The sequence below is a fragment of the Pseudomonas sp. CGJS7 genome, assembly GCF_036961695.1.
The window spans coordinates 1-18100 of the sequence record NZ_JBAMDI010000067.1 but is presented as its reverse complement, the minus strand read 5'-3'; the positions used below and the strand labels follow the sequence as shown (position 1 = coordinate 18100).

12 protein-coding genes and 1 riboswitch are annotated in these 18100 nt (G+C 68.0%); of the genes, 9 read left to right on the top strand and 3 right to left on the bottom strand.

Annotated features, from left to right (window positions below; translation table 11 throughout):
• Positions 1-234 precede the first annotated feature (234 nt).
• The 6 genes from V7787_RS31255 to V7787_RS31230 all read left to right on the top strand — a co-directional run bounded on the left by V7787_RS31255 (position 235) and on the right by V7787_RS31230 (position 11170).
• Complete coding sequence (locus tag V7787_RS31255; RefSeq protein ID WP_336091295.1) at positions 235-2850, top strand: TonB-dependent receptor; 2616 nt, start codon at positions 235-237, stop codon at positions 2848-2850.
• Between the two features lie 254 nt (positions 2851-3104).
• Positions 3105-5480: a family 20 glycosylhydrolase gene (locus tag V7787_RS31250; RefSeq protein ID WP_336091294.1), complete on the top strand. Its 2376-nt coding sequence runs from the start codon at positions 3105-3107 to the stop codon at positions 5478-5480.
• Positions 5481-5795: 315 nt separating this feature from the next.
• Complete coding sequence (locus V7787_RS31245; RefSeq protein ID WP_336091293.1) at positions 5796-6434, top strand: hypothetical protein; 639 nt, start codon at positions 5796-5798, stop codon at positions 6432-6434.
• A gap of 228 nt (positions 6435-6662) precedes the next feature.
• Positions 6663-7859, top strand: coding sequence for an EAL domain-containing response regulator (locus tag V7787_RS31240; RefSeq protein ID WP_336091292.1), 1197 nt, complete (start codon positions 6663-6665; stop codon positions 7857-7859).
• Between the two features lie 7 nt (positions 7860-7866).
• Positions 7867-10737 (top strand): ATP-binding protein, encoded by a 2871-nt coding sequence (locus tag V7787_RS31235; RefSeq protein ID WP_336091291.1) that lies wholly within the window; start codon positions 7867-7869, stop codon positions 10735-10737.
• 22 nt (positions 10738-10759) lie between these two features.
• On the top strand, positions 10760-11170 hold the full coding sequence (locus V7787_RS31230; RefSeq protein ID WP_336091290.1) for a hypothetical protein: 411 nt from the start codon (positions 10760-10762) through the stop codon (positions 11168-11170).
• A 37-nt stretch (positions 11171-11207) separates the two neighbouring features.
• Here the strand turns inward: V7787_RS31230 and V7787_RS31225 are convergent, their stop codons facing one another.
• The 3 genes from V7787_RS31225 to V7787_RS31215 all read right to left on the bottom strand — a co-directional run bounded on the left by V7787_RS31225 (position 11208) and on the right by V7787_RS31215 (position 14116).
• Positions 11208-11870, bottom strand: a complete 663-nt coding sequence (locus V7787_RS31225; RefSeq protein ID WP_336091289.1) for an ankyrin repeat domain-containing protein — start codon at positions 11868-11870, stop codon at positions 11208-11210.
• 469 nt (positions 11871-12339) lie between these two features.
• A complete protein-coding gene (locus V7787_RS31220) occupies positions 12340-13071 on the bottom strand; it encodes an ankyrin repeat domain-containing protein (RefSeq protein WP_336091288.1) in 732 nt (243 codons plus the stop codon).
• 61 nt (positions 13072-13132) lie between these two features.
• The gene (locus V7787_RS31215) at positions 13133-14116 is read right to left on the bottom strand and encodes an Mbeg1-like protein (protein ID WP_336091286.1); all 984 of its coding nucleotides are present in this window, start codon (positions 14114-14116) and stop codon (positions 13133-13135) included.
• Positions 14117-14287: 171 nt separating this feature from the next.
• Here V7787_RS31215 and ggt point away from each other — a divergent pair, with 171 nt between their 5' ends.
• The 3 genes from ggt to V7787_RS31200 all read left to right on the top strand — a co-directional run.
• On the top strand, positions 14288-16036 hold the full coding sequence (gene ggt / locus V7787_RS31210) for a gamma-glutamyltransferase (RefSeq protein ID WP_336091285.1): 1749 nt from the start codon (positions 14288-14290) through the stop codon (positions 16034-16036).
• 574 nt (positions 16037-16610) lie between these two features.
• Positions 16611-16690, top strand: a riboswitch (S-adenosyl-L-homocysteine riboswitch).
• Positions 16691-16702: 12 nt separating this feature from the next.
• On the top strand, positions 16703-17698 hold the full coding sequence (locus tag V7787_RS31205; protein ID WP_336091284.1) for an ATP-grasp domain-containing protein: 996 nt from the start codon (positions 16703-16705) through the stop codon (positions 17696-17698).
• An 88-nt stretch (positions 17699-17786) separates the two neighbouring features.
• Positions 17787-18100, top strand: a 314-nt coding sequence (locus V7787_RS31200; RefSeq protein WP_336091282.1) for a gamma-glutamylcyclotransferase family protein, incomplete at its 3' end; no start/stop codon positions are given.

The following is an 18100-nucleotide window of genomic DNA, read 5'->3' as shown; positions in this document are numbered from 1 at the left end:
GCGATGCGATCGAAGCAGCAAGCGGCACCGGCAATACCCGCAGCAAGCGCAGGACAGCGCGCGCCGGCAACGGCGAACGCGCGACACCGGCGCTGTCGCGCAGCGGCAACACCGCAACGCCGGACGCGGCCACCGCCGCGACGGATCAGAGGTTTCGCATCGAAAAACCGGACTTCGCGACGAACCGGCCACCGGACGATCGCCGAGCCATCACCGCCCGAGGGAGGAACAGTAATGAAAGCGCGCAAGAGCATCCTGTCTGCCAGCATCATCGTGGCATTGTGTATGGGGCCCGGCCTGGCGATGGCCCAGGACGCCCAACCGGCCGCCGCCGGCCAGGCCACCGACCTGGATACGGTCGTGGTCACCGGCATCCGCGCGAGCCTGGAAAAATCGCTCGACACCAAGCGGGCCAACGTGACCGTGTCGGAGGCGATCACCGCCGAGGACATCGGCAAGTTCGCCAACACCAACGTCGCCGAAGCCATGTCGCAGATTCCCGGCGTGGTGCTCGACCGCCGCTTCGGTCAGGGCGAGCGCGTCAGCATCGACGGCACCGACCCCAGCCTCAACCTCAGCTTCCTCGACGGCCACCCGGTGGCGCAGTCGATCTGGCTGTACGGCGAGCAGCCCAACCGCGGCTTCGACTACACCTTGCTCGCGCCGGAAATCCTCGGCCGCCTGGAAGTGATCAAGTCCTCCGAAGCGCGCCTGACCGAAGGCAGCCTCGGCGGCACGGTGCTGATGCACACGCGCAAGCCGCTGGACATGGACGCCAACTCCATCGCCGGCTCGTTGAGCTTCAACTACAACGACCAAGGCGGCGACACCCGTCCCAGCGGTTCGCTGATCTACAGCTGGAAGAACGCCGAGGAGCGCTTCGGCGTCAACGTCGCCGTGCAGCACTACGAAGAATCCGTCGACCGTCAGGGCGTGGAGATCTTCGGCTACCAGAAGGCCAGCGTGTTTCCGAATCAAGTCGGCGCGGCCCCGAACGTGGACGTGCCCAACTTCGTCAACGCCGCCTGGTTCCAGCAGACCCGCGAGCGCGACAGCGCCAACATCAATCTGCAGTTCAAGCCCACCGACCAGTTGGACTTCAACCTCAGCGGGCTGTACATCAAGGAAAGCTTCGACAACTACAACCAGTCGGTCTACAACTTCCTGACCCAGCGTCCGGGCGCGGTCGACCGGCTCAACGCCAACGGCATCGTCGCCACCAGCGGTCACAGCAACGCCAATCCGGTGTTCTACGACAACAACGTGCGCGCCTCCGAGCCTGTGACCAAGGGCGTGGACTTGACCGGCAAGTTCCAGACCGACAGCTGGGGCGTGTCCGGCCAGGTCGGCCACAGCAAGTCGGACAACTCGCTGGAACAGTGGTTCATCGAACCGGTCTACACCGGCGCCTACAGCTGGGATCTCAAGCGCGGCCTGACCTTCGACGATCCGGCGGCGGCGGCCAATCCGGCCAATTGGGCCGGCGACGGCTTCATGGGCAACTACGGCGTCATCGACACCGAAACCAAGGACACCTACGGTCAGGTGGATTTCAACATCCGCTTCGACAGCGTACTCAACAACCTCAGCTTCGGCGCGCGTCGCGGCAAGCACGAGGAAGACTATCGCCAGAACGTTTACGTCGGCCTGCCGGTCGCCGATCTGGTCACCGTCGGCACGATCAACCCGGCCAACCTGCGCGGCATGAACCCCGGTTCGGCGCGTCACGTCCAGGTCGGCCGCCAGAACGTGATCAATTACGTCGACCGTTTCCGCGGCGGGCTGCGTCCTGACCCGGGCAGCTTCCTCAACAACACCTTCAGCGTCGAGCAGACCAACACCGCCGCTTACGTCCAGGCCGACTTCGCCACCGGCGGCCTGCGCGGCAACGTCGGCGTGCGTTACGTCGAGTCCAAGACCGACGGCCAGGGTTACGCCTACGGCGGCGCGCCGAGTCTGGACAATCTGGACTCCAAGCTGCGCCGTACTTCGAGCAAGCAGGATTTCTTCCTGCCCTCGCTCAACCTGGTCTACGACACCGGCAGCGACGTGCTGCTGCGCTTCGGCGCGGCCAAGGTCATCGCCTGGGCGCCGTACAACCAGTTGGTCGGCAACACCTTCCTCAACGACAACACCTTCAACGGCACCGGCGGCAGCTCCGACCTGGATCCGTACGAATCGACCAACTACAGCCTGTCGGCGGAATGGTATTTCGCCGAGCAGTCGGTGCTGGCGGCGTCGGTGTTCTACAAGGACATCGACAACTACATCATCAGCCTGCCGCGCAACGAGCGTCAGTTCAATTCCAACGCTCAGACCGCGCCGGTGTTCTACCAGACTCGTCTGGTCGGCATGAACGGCTGCACCACCGACGGCTTCTGCGACTACAGCATCACCCGTCCGCAGAACGCCGGTAAGGGCAAGGTCAAGGGCTTCACCGTCAGCTATCAGCAGCCCTTCGGCGACACCGGCTTCGGCCTGACCGCGAACTACACCTACGCCGACGGCGAAGGCGCGCAGGGCACCGATCTGCCGTACCAGTCGCGCGATTCGGTGGCGATCAGCCCGTACTACGAAAAGGGCCCACTGTCGGCGCGGGTGAGCTACAACTGGCGCAGCGACTACATCGCCGGCGGTTACGTGGCCGGCGCGCCGATCTCCAGCGTCGACGACTACGCCGAACTCGGCGCGAGCGTCAGCTGGACCTTCGACGACCGTCTGACCGTGGCCCTGGAAGGCATGAACCTGCTCGATTCGCAGTACCGTCAGTACTACAGCGACGAAGAGCGCATCGCTCAGCGCTACTACACCGGCCGCCGCTTCATGGCCTCGTTCCGCTTCAAGTTCTGATCCACCGGCGCCGCGGCCCTCAGGGTCGCGGCGCCGTTCGCATCCGAAGCCCGGTACTCAGGTGCCGGGCTTTGGCGCTTTGATGGGGCGAATGCGAGCGGGCAGGAGATGTTTTGCGAGAAGGGCTTTGGCGCCGATGCCGAAGCGGTTCCCACAAAATTTTTCGCGGCAGTTTTTTACGCTTCACCCAGCATCGCGCGAAGGGCAGTCCGCGGCCGTCTCGCACGATCGGCCTTGCATGGAGTCAGTCCACGATGAAGACGCGCACCACCCGCAATCTGTTCGCCATCGCCGCGCTCGCGGCGGCGTTGTCCGCCTGCAATCAGACCGCGCCGCCGACCGACGCCGCGACCAACGACAAGGCCGCCGCACCCGCCGCCGCGGCCGATTCCCAAAGCCGCCACGCCACCGCGATCGTGCCGCGTCCGGCCAAAACTATCGGGGGCCAGGGCGTATTCGAGTTCGGGCCGGCGACGGCGCTGCAGGTCGGCGCGGGCCAGCCCGGCGCGCGCCGGGTCGCGGAGTATTTCGCCGCACAGGTGCAGGCGCTGCGCGGCTTCGCGCCGAAGATCGGCGAAGGCGCAGCCGCGGCCGGCGCGGTGTCGTTCGAACTGGATCCCAACTCCAACCTCGGCGATGAGGCGTACACGCTGGAGATTCGCAGCGACGGCGTAAAGCTGCGCGCACGCACCGAAGCCGGCCTGTTCTACGGCGCGGTCAGCCTGTGGCAGTTGGCCACCGCCGACGGCGGCCAGGGCGCCAGCGCGATCGCCGCGCAGCGGATCGAAGACGCGCCGGCGTATGCCTGGCGCGGACTGATGCTCGACGTCGCCCGGCATTTCCGCAGTGTCGATGAGGTCAAGTCGGTGCTCGATCAAATGGCGCTGCGCAAGCTCAACACCTTCCACTGGCACCTCACCGACGACCAGGGCTGGCGCATCCAGATCAGTCGCTACCCGCGCCTGACCGAAGTCGGCGGCTGCCGCATCCCGGCCGGCGCCAACGGCCGCGACGCGCAGGGCAAGCCGCAGCCGTACTGCGGCTTCTACACCCAGGCGCAGATCCGCGAGGTGGTCGCCTACGCCGCCGCGCGCCACATCAACGTGGTGCCGGAAATCGAAATGCCCGGGCATGCGCAGGCGGCCATCGCCGCGTATCCCGAGCTCGGCGTCACCGACGTGGTCAAGCAGGCGCCGCCGGTGTCGCCGGACTGGGGCGTGCACACGTATTTGTATGGCGTGGACGATTCCACCTTCACGTTTCTGGAAAACGTGCTCGACGAAGTCGCCGGATTGTTCCCGTCCAAGTACATCCACATCGGCGGCGACGAAGCGGCCAAGGATCAGTGGATCGCCTCGGCGAAGATTCAGGCCAAGATCAAATCGCTGGGCCTGAAGGATGAGATGGCGCTGCAGAGTTGGTTCGTCGGCCGCATCGGCGCGCATCTGCAGCAACACCAGCGCGTGTTGCTGGGCTGGGACGAAATCCTGGAAGGCGGCAAGCTGCCGGCCAGCGCGACGGTGATGTCCTGGCGCGGCGAAGAAGGCGCGCTGGAAGCCGCGCGCGAAGGCCACGACGTGGTGATGGCGCCGGACCGCAAGCTGTACCTGGACTACGCGCAAAGCGATCGCGACGACGAACCCAGCGGCCGCTTCCCGGTCAGCACCCTGCGCGCGTTCTACGAATTCCAGATGATTCCCACCGGGCTCGACGCGCAGCAGGCCAAGCGCGTGATCGGCGCGCAAGGCAATTTGTGGACCGAGCACAAGCGCGATTTCGAACTGGTGCAGAAGGCGCTGTATCCGCGCGTGGACGCGCTGTCGGAAGTGGTGTGGACGCCGGCCGCCGAGCGCGACTGGAACGATTTCCAGCGCCGCCTGGCGCCGCAGTTCGCCCGCTACCGGGCGCAGAAGGTGCCGGTCAGCGACGCCGCCTACGCGGTCGACTTCAAGGTCGACGACGGCAAGCTGACCCTGTCCAACCAGGCAGGTTCGGGCCAGATCCGTTACCGCACCGACGGCGGCGAACCCGATGCGGCCTCGCCGGTGTACGCGCAGCCGCTGGCGGCCAAAGCGCCGTTGGATCTGGTCGCGACCACGTTCCTGGACGGGCAGGCGCTGTCCGCGCCGCGCCGGTTCGGCGCCAAGGAGCTGGCCAACCTCAGCGAACGCAGCAGCGCCGCGCTCAAGCCCTGCCGCGAGGGCTACAACCTGCGTCTGGCCGACGACGCCGCGCGCGACGGCGGCCGCGACGGCGCCCGCGCCGCGCTCACCGCCAACCTGATCGACCCCTGCTGGATCTACCCCGGCGCCCGCCTCGACGGCGTGGCCACGCTGCGGGCGACGGTCGGCCAGGTGCCGTACAACTTCCAGCTCTGGCATGACACCGACAAGATCGTGACCCGCCCGGCCACCCTCGGCGGCTCGCTGGAAGTGCGCTTGAACGACTGCAAGAGCGAGCCGATCGCGCGGCTGCCGCTGGAGGCGGCGCGCAAGTCCGATGGTTTGACTGTGCTGGAAGCCGCGTTGCCGAAGCTGAGCGGGCAGCATGATTTGTGTTTTGTGTTCGCTACCGGGCAGCACGATCCGTTGTGGGCGCTGGATCGGGTTTCGCTGGCGCCGGCTGAGTAACCCGCAAGCCCTTGGCCCCCTCTCCCGCTTGCGGGAGAGGGTTGGGGTGAGCGCAGCGGCGGCGCAATGGCGGTTCTTCCCCAACTGGAGCGCCCTCACCCTAGCCGCACCCCGGCCCAAACGCATAGCGTTTGGGCGTTCGCGGACGCGCGAGCCAGTGGCTCGCAAGCCGCGCCCCCTCACCCCGCAAGCGGGAGAGGGGACCAAGCCCTAACCGGCCACCGAATCCGCCCAAATCCAAATAATTTTGTGCGCCGATTCATGGATTTGGCATTCAGCGGTTAGCATGTAGCCGCCCAAGGGGGATCCACCACAATGCCAATCCGCAACCTGCTGTTGGCCGCGGCGCTCGCCACGGTCCTGGCGTCCGGCACCGCCGGCGCACAAAGCCTGTCCAAGCCCAACGAGTTCTATTTCGACGCCGACGCACAGACGGTCAAACCGGTGATCGCCGTGCGCGAGACCGGCGAGGCGGCGATGGAGCGCCTGGCCAAGATCCTGGAACGCAAACCCAATGCGCCGACCGAGGCCGCCCAGCTCGCCCATCTGGCGATGCAGGCCGGCCGCAACGACCTCGGCCGCCAGTTGTACGGCCGCGCCCTGCGCGAGATCGACAGCGGCAGCACCTATTGGCGCGCGATCAACTGGAACTACGCCTGGGACCTGTACCGCAGCGGCGCCTTCGACGACGCGTTCAAGCAGTGGCTGACCCTGCACAACGCGCGCAACGTCAACGCCGGCTGGATGCCGCCGACCTACGCCATCGCGCTGTGGTCGCTCGGCCGCAAGGATGAAGCGCTGCAGTGGTATGCCGCCGCGGTGCGCACCGAGCCGGACCAGTGGCGCGACACCTCGCGCTATGCCGAGCTGCTGCCGGACTGGCGCGCGGCCGATCGCGCCACCCTGGCCGAAGTGCAGAAGGCCTGGGCGGCCAATCCGCCGGCCTGGCCGTAACCGGCGCGGCGACACCGCCCGCCCACGCATCGCCGCGGCCCGTGCGCCGCGGCGCATCGCCACCGCCCCGCCGCATTCACGCCGCGCGGGCGGCGCGCTCGCTAACGTCGCTGGCGACCGTTCGTCGCCGGCCTTCCCGTTGAATTGGGGACGCGGCTAAAGTCGGCCGTTCACGGCCGGGACCGGGGCGCGCCCGGTCGGCCGTCGCCCAGCGCAGGCGGGGATCGGATGGCCATATCGGCATTGAGCGTTCTGGTAGTCGAAGACCACGGCTTCCAACGCCGCATGGCGCTGCGCCTGCTCGCCGAACTGGGCATCGACCGCCTCCACGAAGCCGCCGACGGCGCCCGCGCGCTGGCCTTGCTGCGCGAACTGGCGCAGCCGCCGGACGTGGTCATGGTCGACCTGGACATGCCCGGCATGGACGGGATCGAATTCATCGACCATCTGGCGCGCGAACATCTGGCGCGTTCGATCCTGGTGGTCAGCGCGCTCGACGCCGCGCTGCTGCACACCGTGCAGACCATGGCCCGCGCCTGCGGCCTGCGGGTGCTGGATGCGGTGCCCAAGCCGCTGACCAAAGCCAAACTGTACAAAGCCTTGGACAGCCTGCGCCAAACCAAGGCCGACGAAGAGCCCCCAGACCCCGGCGAAATCCACCTGGACCAAGTCCAAACCGCCCTATCCAACGGCCAAATCGTCCCCTGGTTCCAACCCCAAGTAGAACTCAGCAACGGCCGAGTCATCGGCGTAGAAGCGCTCGCCCGCTGGCGCCGCAGCGACGGCCGTGTGGTCCTGCCGCACTACTTCGTCCCGGTGCTGGCCGGCGCCCGCCTGCTCGACCAGCTCACCGAACGCATGCTCGCCCAGGCCTGCCGCTGGAAACGCGAATGGGACCGCGCCGGGCTGCGGCTGAAACTCTCGGTCAACGTCTCCGCCTCGACCCTGGACGACGTCGGCGCCGCCGACCGCTACCAGCGCATTGTCCGCGAGGCCGGCGTGGACCCCGGCGAGATCGTCCTGGAACTGACCGAAAGCTCGCTGATGGCCGACCCCGCGCGCGGGCTGGCGGTGCTGGCGCGGCTGCGGCTGAAGGGCTTCGGCCTGTCGATCGACGATTTCGGCACCGGCTGGTCGTCGCTGTCGCAGCTCTCGCAGGTGCCGTTCACCGAACTGAAGATCGACCAGGAATTCGTCGCCGGCGCCACCGCGCAACCGCGCAAACGGGCGGTGGTCGAAGCCAGTTTGGACCTGGCGCGCAAACTCGGCCTGGACGCGGTAGCCGAAGGCGTGGAAACCGTCGAGGATTGGCAGATGCTGGCCGAGCTGGGCTGCGCGATCGCCCAAGGGCGGCTGATCGGCGACGCGGTGCCCGGCGAAGAACTGCCGGCGATGCTCGGCCGCTGGCGCCGTCCCGAATACTGAGGTGTCGATGTTCGCCTGGTTGGATCGTTACAGCGTGCGTCGCCAGCTGTGGGGGCTGTTCGCCCTGTTCCTGTTCGCCGGCACCAGCGTGCTGGCGCTGGACGAGTTCGAGCAGTACCGCGCCCGGCGCAGCCTGCAGACCCTGCGCGACGACGCGCTGGCCGGCTTGCGCCTGATCAAGACCGTCTCCGACGCCTACGGCCTGGACGTGGTCGACACCACCTTCCGCGTTCGCAACAACCTGGTCGGCTGGGACGAAGGCCTCAAGCGGGTCGACGATGCCGGCCGCCGCATCGATGTGGCCTGGCGGCAACTGCAGGCGCTGCCGCATTCGCCGCGCGAAGCCGAACAACTGCACGCCGCCGCCCAGGCCCGGCGCACCGCCGACGCAGCCGCGGCGGAACTGCGCGAGATCCTGCGCCGGCGCGATCTGCCCGCGCTCGGCGATTTCGCCGACCGCCGCCTGTACCCGGCGATCGATCCGCTGACCCAGCGCATGCAGACGCTGTCGGATCTGGAACTGATCCAGGCCGACAAGGTGGTGCGCGCCGACATCGCCCGCAGCGAGCGGATCAGCATGCTGCGCATCGCGGTGTCGGTGCTGGCGCTGCTGATCGCGCTGCTGGTCGGCCGGCGGGTGCTGCGCAACGCCTCGCGCGGCATCGACCAGCTGACCTGGCTGGCCCGGCGCATGCGCGAACACGACTACACCGCCGAACCCGGCGAGCCGCCGCCGGGCGAGTTGGGCGTGGTGATGCAGGCCTTCGTCGAGATGCGCCGCGACGTGCTCGGTTTCGAAACCGAACTGACCGGCCAGCTGATCCGCAACGAACGCACCCGCGCCGAGTTGGAACGCCGCGAACGCTTCCAGTCCTCGCTGCTGGATTCGGCCCAGACCGCGATCCTGGCGGTGGACGGCGAAGGCCGCTTCACCTTGGTCAATCCCTTCGCCGAACGCCTGCTCGGCATCCGCGAGGCCGAGGCGATCGGCCGCGAACGCCTGCATTCGGTGTTCGAAACCCGCGCCTTGCAGGCGCTGGCGGTCGAGCTGGGCACCCAGTTGGGCCGGCCGGTGCCGGCCGACTGGACCGCGCTGCGCGAACTCGCGCGCGGCCACGCCGCGCCGCGCGAAACCCGGCTGCGCCACCGCAACGGCACCTGGGTGCCGGCGCTGGTCGCGGTCTCGGCCACCCGCGAGGGCGAGGATGAAGCGCCGGGCCTGTTGGTGATCGCCGCCGACCTGAGCGCGCTCAAGCGGCTGGAACGCGAGCTGCGCGCCAGCGAGGCGCGCGCGCAGGACGCCAACCGCGCCAAGTCCTCGTTCCTGGCGGCGATGAGCCACGAAATCCGCACGCCGATGATCGGCGTCACCGGCATGATCGAGGTGCTCTCGCATTCGCGCCTGGACGGCGAGCAACGCCACGCCTTGGAGGTGATCCAGCAGTCCTCGCAATCGCTGCTGCGGATCATCGGCGACATTCTGGATTTTTCGAAGATCGAAGCCGGGCGTCTGGAACTGTCGCCCGAACCGGTGGACCTGCCGGCGCTGCTGCGCACCACCGTGGCCGGATTTCTCGGCGCCGCCGCCAGCCGCGGGGTGCAGCTGAGTTGCCATATCGATGACGCCGTCGCTCCGGCGTATGTCGGCGATGCGCTGCGGCTGCGGCAGATTCTCGGCAACTTCCTGTCCAATGCGGTCAAGTTCACCGAGCACGGCATGATCCAGGCCGCGTTGGAATATCGCGGCGCGGCCGAACCGCGCGAAGGCGAGGACGCACCGCGCGACCGCCTGTGTCTGCGCGTGACCGACACCGGCATCGGCGTGAGCGCGGAACAACAGCAGCGCTTGTTCGAACCGTTCCAGCAGGCCGACAACGACACCACCCGCCGTTACGGCGGCACCGGACTGGGCCTGGCGATCTGCCGGCGTCTGGCCGCGTTGATGGACGGCGAAGTGCTGATGCAGAGCGAACCCGGCGTCGGCACCACGCTGCGGCTGCTGGTGACGCTGCCGCGCGCCGCCGCGCTTGCGTCCGCCGACGCTGCCGTCGCCGCCGCCGAAGACGCGTTGCCGGCGCGCGCGCCGCCGGATCCGGTCCAGGCCGAACGCGAACGCAGTTTGATTTTGTTGATCGACGATCACCCGACCAATCGGCTGGTGATCGCGCGGCAACTGGCCCTGGCCGGTTACGCCTGCGACACCGTGGCCGGCGGCGAAGAAGGCCTGCGCCACTGGCGCAGCGGCCGTTACGCGCTGGTGTTGTCGGACGTGCACATGCCGGGGCTGGACGGCTATGAATTGACCCGGACCATCCGCGCCGAAGAAAACCGAGCCGGCATCGGCGTCGGCGACGCACGGCGCACGCCGGTGATCGCGCTGACCGCGTCCGCGCTCAAGGGCGAGGCCGAAGCCTGTCTGGCCGCGGGCATGGACGAATGCCTGGTCAAACCGGTGGCGGTGGCGCGCCTGGCCGCGAGCCTGCGCCATTGGTTGCCGCACACCGCCGCCGCGGGCGAGCGCGAACCCTCGGCGCTGGAAGAAGGCCACGACCACACCCGGGTGCTCGATGTCGGGGTCATGCAGCAACTGTTGCAAGACAGCGGCGGCGACGCGGCCGAAGTGCTGGAGGATTTTCTCTCGGCCAGCGCCCAGGACGCGCACGCGCTGCGGACCGCGCGCGAACACGGCGATCTGACCGGCGTGCAGCGGCACGCGCACCGGATCAAGGGCGCGGCCTTGCTGATCGGTGCGCAGGAACTCGCTGAAGCCGCGCAGGCGCTGGAGCAGGCGGCGCGCGCGCAGGATTGGGGGCTGGTGCTGCCCTTGCTCAGCGATGTGGATACGGCGCTGGAACGGTTGCGGCGGTTGCCGCGCTGATCATCGAGGCGGACGCAGGGCCATGGCATTCGTTATCAAAACCGGAATCGACGATCCGCGGGCGAACACCTGGGTTTTCGCCGCACAGAAAACCATGTACGGCGGCAAGGGCATCGCCGTGGGCGACACGGTGTTCGTGTTCGCCAGCGAGAACGAGGGCGGCGCCGGATTGATCGCGCGCGGTACGGTGGTCGCGGCCGCCGCGGTGCCCAAACGGGCGGGCATCGATCGGCAAACGCCGCGGGTCGATGTGAGCATCGAACGCGAGGCGCTGGCCAAGCGGCCGTTGGGGCGGAGCGAGCTCAAGCGCCACACCGACTGGGACGACGGCCGGCCGGCGACCGAGCTCAATTTCAAACTCTATCGTCAGGCGACCGACAAGATCGTCGGCGTCTCGGATGAGACCGCGGCGTATCTGGCCGGATTTTTCTAGCCGACGTAGCGCCGCGAATCCGTTCGCGCCGGCGCGGTCATGGGCGCTCGGTTCGTTCAATCGCAACGCCGTGTTCGCGCAGCCATGCGATGACCGCATCGCGCTCGCCGCGGGTGCGCGCGTTGAGCAATTTGTCCGGCGTCATGAACATGTAGCGCTGAAAGCTCACGCCCTGGTCGTTGCGCGCGGCGGGGTCGGCGCCGGCGCGCAGCAAGCTCAATGCGTGGCCGAACTCGTTGATCTTGGCGGCCTGGTGCAGCGGCGTGTTGCCGGTGCGATCGGCCAGTCCGGGTTGCGCGCCGGCCTTGAGCAAGGCGCCGACATTCTCCGCGCGTTCGGCCATCAACGCCGAGGCCAGCGGGGTGGCTTGGGTGACCGCGTTGCGCGCGTTCGGGTCGGCGCCGTGTTCGAGCAGCAGGCGCAGATAACCCGGGTCGTCGGCCATCGCCGCCAGATGCACCGCGGTCATGCCGTCCTGCGCGGCGACCGACGGATCCGCGCCGGCGGCGAGCAAAGCGCGCATGCCGGGCAGGCTGTGGCGATACAGCGCCCATTGCAGCGGCGTGGTGCCTTTGGCGCCGCGCGCGTCGACCTGGGCGCCGGCCGCGACCAGCTCGCGCACCCGCGCGGCGTTGCCGTCGGCGGCGGCCTCGGCCAGCTCGGCGGTGCGGACATCGGCGAAGACTTCGCTGGCTCGCATCGGGGGTGTTCCTTGAGCGGCGGTGGCCGCGCAGAGGTGCAGGATAAGCGCGAGGGCTGCGGCGACCGTGCGCGAAGCGGCGATGCGTGGCGGCCTGCGGGCGAATGGCATGGCGCGGGGCCTCGGCGGGGCGCGATGGTGAGGGGATCGTAGCGCAGCGTGGTGTAGGGCGTGGTGGGCGTACGATGCGGCCTGCCCTCGTTCGTATCATCTGGGCGCGACGCACCTACCTACCGTCATTCCCGCGAAGGCGGGAATCCAGGGCCTTTCGTGCGAGAACGTTTGAAGTCGCTGGATGTTCGGCTCCGCCGAAGTAAAGCGGAGCCCGCGTTCGCGGGAATGACGGATTGGAAGGATGGCGCTGAAGTCTTTGGATTCCCGCCTGCGCGGGAATGACGGTCTGGGGAGATCGCGCTAAAGGCTTTTGGCTCCGAATGGTCGGCTTCGCCGAAGCCGAGCCGCACCCCACTCAGCCCCCGCCCGCCTCCACCGCCACCTCATGCTCCTCCAACCACGTCAGCACCGCCGCACGTTCGGCGCGCGCCTGCGGGTTGAGCTTGTCGGCCGGCGTCTTGAACAGGAACGACTGAAAACTCGCGCCCTGCTTGTTGCGCGCACGCGGGTCGGCGCCGGCCTTGAGCAAGGCCAGCACCTGCCCCGCGGCGTTGAGCTTGGCCGCTTGATGCAGCGGCGTATTGCCCATGCGGTCGGCGCGGTCCGGGTCGGCGCCGGCCTTGAGCAAGGCGTCGAACTGGGCTTGATAGCGCGGCCCGGCGGCCTCCGACAACGGCGTTTCGCCGGTTTCGGCATGCGGGGCATTCGGGTCGGCGCGGTGCGCGAGCAGGATCGTCAGGTATTGCGGATCGTTGGCGATCGCCGCGCCGTGCACGGCGGTGCTGCCGCCCATGCCCGGCTTGGAAGGATCGGCGCCGTTGTCGAGCAAGGCCTCCAAGCCGCGCGGGCTCTGCGCCAGCATCGCGTACTGCAACAGGTTCACGCCGCGGTCGCCGTGCGCGTTGGGATCGGCGCCGGCCTGAACCAGGGTGCGCACCCGCGCCGCGTCGCCGTCGGCGGCGGCCTGCGCCAGTTCGGCGCTGCGCGGATCGGGAAAGGCCTGCTTGGCGTCCATCGCTTCTCCTCGGCAAGCCACGCCCGCCAGGGCCAGACAGATCGTCAACGCGGGGAGCGTGGCGGCGCGCATGGGTCGATTGTGGTCGTCCGCGACGGCCGTGCCAAGCCGCGCGCGGTTATCGCGCGCCGGCTCAGTTCCAAGGCTGCTGCTGTTTCATCGCATCGATCACCGGAGCGATCGCATGCAGCTCGCCCGGGCGCTTGACCTTGTCGGCCACGTATTCGGCGGTGCGCTTGGCCATCTCGATCGGATTCCAGGTGAAATCCGGCGCCTTCGGCGGATCGGGATCGTCCAGGTTGATTTCGTGGCCCGGCGCGTCGGGGATCTTGTTCAGCACCGGCACGTCTTCCTGCGCGGCGGTGAGGATCTCGCCGCCGATGTTGTAACGGCGGATCTGGCCGTTGGCGGCATCGTCCTTGACCGTGCCCGGGTCCAGGCCCAGATCGCGCAAGGTGTCGTCGTGCACGCCGGAGGCGTTGAAGGTCACCGCCGCGGTGTCGGTGGCCAGCGCCGCGGTCGCGGCCAGGCCGCCGCCGAGCGAATGGCCGGTGATCACCATGTTCTCGCCGAAAGCTTCCTGGGCGTCCTTGGCCAGCTGCACGGCCTGATCGTATTGCTTGGCGTCCCAACCGATGCCCTGGCGCGCGTTGGTGATCCAGTCCTGCACGTCGTTGGAGCCGGCGTAGGCGACCACGTACTTGCCGTTGCCGTCGCTGTAGATGCCGGCGCGGAAGCCGGTATCGGAATTCTCCAGCGACTTGGGATCGATCCCGGCCTGGGTCAGCTGGGCGTCGTCGAGCCGGGTCCAGTTGCCGACGGTCTTGGTGTCGGGGTTGTAGACGGCCTGCGAGATTTCGGCCATCTGCAGATCGATGGGCTGCGAATCCTTGCCGCGCAGTTGCTGATCGAACGAGGTCGGGTCCGGCGCGGCGTTGGCGGCCGGCCCGGGCCGCGCGGTCACGCCGAGCAGCTGCGGGTGATAACTGGCGTCCAGGGTGTACGGGCTGGTGTCCACCGGCGGCGGCACCACCACCGGCTGCGCCGCGGGCGGCAACACTTCGGGCTGGGTCTGCCAGTTGGGCTGAAGCTGGGTCGGTTGCAGCTGGACGTTCATCTCGCCTTACTCCCCGGACTCGTGCAGCCAACCTACGTGGCCGTACGCGGAGGCAACAACTGGGGCGGACCCGAGGGCTGCGCATTCATATTTGACCGATATCGACCTTCGGCCTACGCGGCCGGGCGCATGCCTGCGCTATCGTCGGGGTTCGACCTGGAGAGACCCGCAATGTCATCACCGAACACCGCGTCCGGCCGCGGCGTGGCCGCGCTCGCGCCGCTCGCGCTGGCCCTGGCCTGCGCCTTCGCCCTGCCCGCTCCCGCCCACGCCGCCGACCGCATCAGCGGCCAGCCGTTCGCCACCCGCAGCGAGGTCTACGCGCCGCACGCGATCGCCGCGACCTCGCACCCGCTGACCACCCAGATCGCCCTGGACGTGATGAAGGCCGGCGGCAGCGCGGTGGATGCGGCGATCGCCGCCAACGCCGCGCTCGGGCTGATGGAACCGACCGGCAACGGCGTCGGCGGCGATCTGTTCGCGATCGTGTGGGACCCGAAAACCAAGAAGCTCTACGGCTACAACGGCTCGGGCCGCTCGCCCAAATCGCTGACGATGGCCGAGTTCGAAAAACGCGGGCTCAAGGAAATTCCGCCGCACGGCCCGCTGCCGGTGACCGTGCCCGGCGCGGTCGACGGTTGGTTCGCCCTGCACGAACGCTTCGGCCGCAAACCCATCGCCGAGGATCTGGCCCCGGCGATCCGTTACGCCCGCGAAGGCCATCCGGTGCACGAGGTGATCGCCTATTACTGGAACGCCTCGGTGCCGCGCCTGTCGAAGTGGCCCGGCTTCAAGGAGCAGTTCACCATCGACGGCCGCGCGCCGCGCACCGGCGAGATGTGGAAGAACCCCAATCTGGCCAACACGCTCGAACAAATCGCCAAGGGCGGCCGCGACGCGTTCTACAAGGGCGAGATCGCCCGCACCATCGATAGCTACTTCAAGGCCAACGGCGGCTTCCTGAGTTACCAGGACATGGCCTCGCACCAGGGCGAATGGGTCGAACCGGTCAGCACCAATTACCGCGGCGTGGACGTGTGGGAGTTGCCGCCCAACGGCCAGGGCATCGCCGCGCTGCAGATCCTCAACTTGCTGGAAGCCTATGACCTGAAGTCGTACGGCTTCGGCAGCGTCGAGCACGTGCATCTGTTCACCGAAGCCAAGAAGCTGGCCTTCGCCGACCGCGCGCGCTGGTACGCCGATCCGGCGTTCGAGAAGAAATCGCCGGTGGCCAAGCTGATCTCCAAGGACTACGCCGCGCAGCGACGCAAGCTGATCTCGCTGGACAAGGCGCTCAAGGAAGTGCAGCCGACCACGCCGGCGCAATTGGATCAAGGCGACACCATCTACATGACCGTGGCCGACGCCGACGGCATGATGGTGTCGCTGATCCAGTCCAACTACCGCGGCATGGGCAGCGGCATGGCGCCGCCGGGGCTGGGCTTCATCTTCCAGGACCGCGGCGAACAGTTCGTGCTCAAGCCCGGCCATCCCAATTCGTTCGCGCCGGGCAAGCGGCCGTTCCACACCATCATCCCCGCCTTCGCCACCAAGCAGGGCAAGCCGTGGCTGTCGTTCGGGGTCATGGGCGGCGCGATGCAGCCGCAGGGGCATGCCCAGATCATCATGAACCTGATCGATTTCGGCATGAACCTGCAGGAAGCCGGCGACGCGCCGCGGATCCAGCACGACGGCTCGACCGAACCGGCCGGGCAGGCGACGGTGATGAGCGACGGCGGCGAGCTGGATCTGGAGACCGGGTATTCGTACGAGGTGGTGCGCGAGTTGATGCGGCGCGGGCACAGCGTGCGGTTTGCGCATGGGCCGTACGGCGGGTATCAGGCGATCATGGTCAATCCGAACGGTGGGTATGTCGGGGCGAGTGAGTCGCGTAAGGATGGGCAGGCGGCTGGGTATTGAGGGGTGAGGAGTGAGGAGTGAGGAGTGAGGAGTGAGGAGTGAGGAGTGAGGAGTGAGGAGTGAGGAGTGAGGAGTGAGGAGTGAGGAGCGAGGGGTGAGGGGTGAGGGGTGAGGCGCGGGTGTGCGGCGTGCGCCGCACGTCCTGTGTCGCACCTTCTGTCTCTTGCGCCTCGCGCCCTGCGCCCTGCGCCTTACGCCCTGCGCCTTGCGCCCTGCGCCTTGCGCCTTGCGCCTTGCCTCGGCCACCACGTACTCACCTACCGTCATTCCCGCGAAGGCGGGAATCCAGTGCCTTTCGTGCGAGAACGTTTGAAGTCGCTGGATTCCCGCTTTCGCGGGAATGACGGCTTGGCGGATGACGCTGAAATCACCACAGCCCCCACCCGTCCGCATCGATAAATTCTTGCGCCGCAAAAATCCCACGCGCGAAGCTTTCGCTAATTCGCTCGCGACACCAACAAACCTCACTCACCGTGTTGACACGCGCGCGGCGGCTGCACGAAAGTAACCACGCATCGTCGTCAACCCGATGCATTCCCGTTGCGCGATACCGCCCACGCGGCATCGCGCAGTCCGGACCGAGGGGTGCTGCGACGGAGTCCACACACTCCGCCACGCTCGGTCCGCGATGCCGATCAAGGGCGCCCTCCCGATCAAGGAGGCGTCATGCCTGCGTCCGATTCCATCAATACCCACGTCCCCTCGTCCGATAACGCATCGAGCGAACCCATGTCCGTCACCTCGCCCCAATCTCCGCGCGTACCGCGCTTCGACCCGCCGCTGTCGATCGCCCTGGTCACCTCCAAAGTCCATCCCGAGATCGACCCCGACGATGCCGGTCTGGTCGAAGCGTTGCGTGCGCACGGCGTCCACTCCACCGCCTGCATGTGGAACGATCCCGCGGTGGATTGGAGCGCGTTCGACGCGCTGTTGATCCGCAGCACCTGGGACTATTTCCAGTACTACACCGAGTTCCTGGCCTGGTACGCGCACATCGAGTCGATCGGCGCGGTGGTGGTCAATCCGCTGCCGCTGCTGATCTGGAACAGCGACAAGCGCTATCTGCTGGAGCTGGCCGCGCAGGGCGTCGACATCATTCCCACCACCCTGGCCCGCGGCAGCGAGCTGTCGACGGCCTTGGCGTCGATGAGCGGCGAGGTGGTGGTCAAGCCCAGCGTCAGCGGCGGCGCCTGGCATACCGTGCGCGGACAGGTCGGCAGCGCGGAGTTCGAGCAAGCGCTGGCGGGGTTGCCGCGCGAGCTGGACTATCTGGTGCAGCCGTTCATGCCGCAGATCGTCGAGCAAGGCGAATGGTCGCTGCTGTTCTTCGGCGGCGTCTACAGCCACGCCGTGCTCAAGAAGCCGGGCGCCGGCGACTACCGCGTGCAGACCTACCACGGCGGCAGCGCCGATCCGACCGCGCCGACGCCGGAGACCTTGGCCTCGGCACGGCAGGCCTTGCAGGCGGTGACGCAGCTGGGTTACCGCGACCAGGCCTATGTGCGCGTGGACGGCGTGGTCGACAACGGCGTGTTCCGGATCATGGAACTGGAATTCATCGAACCGTTCCTGCACTTCGCCGCGCATCCGCCGTCGGCTACGCTGTTCGCGGCGCAGCTGGCGCAACGTTGGCAGGCCCTGCGCACGCCGGCGCAAGTCTGACCATCCGTTACTGCGCATCGCCGCGGCGATGCGCAGTAACGCAGCCGATACCGACAACGCGCGGCGGGCGCCGCGCGATGGAGCGAGCATGAGCGACACCTTCACCGAGCAGTTGTTTTCCTACGGCACGTTGCAACTACCGGCGGTGCAACAAGCCACCTTCGGCCGTTTGCTGGACGGCCGCGCCGATGCCTTGGTCGGTTACCGGCGCACGATGGTGAAGATCGACGACCCGCAAGTGGTGGCCACCAGCGGCGAGGCCTATCACCCCATCGTCGAAGCCAGCGGCGACGACCATGACCGGGTCGACGGCATGGTGTTCGCGATCAGCGCACAGGAACTGGCGCAAGCCGATGCCTACGAAGTCGACGACTACGAGCGCGTCGACGCCGCGCTGGCATC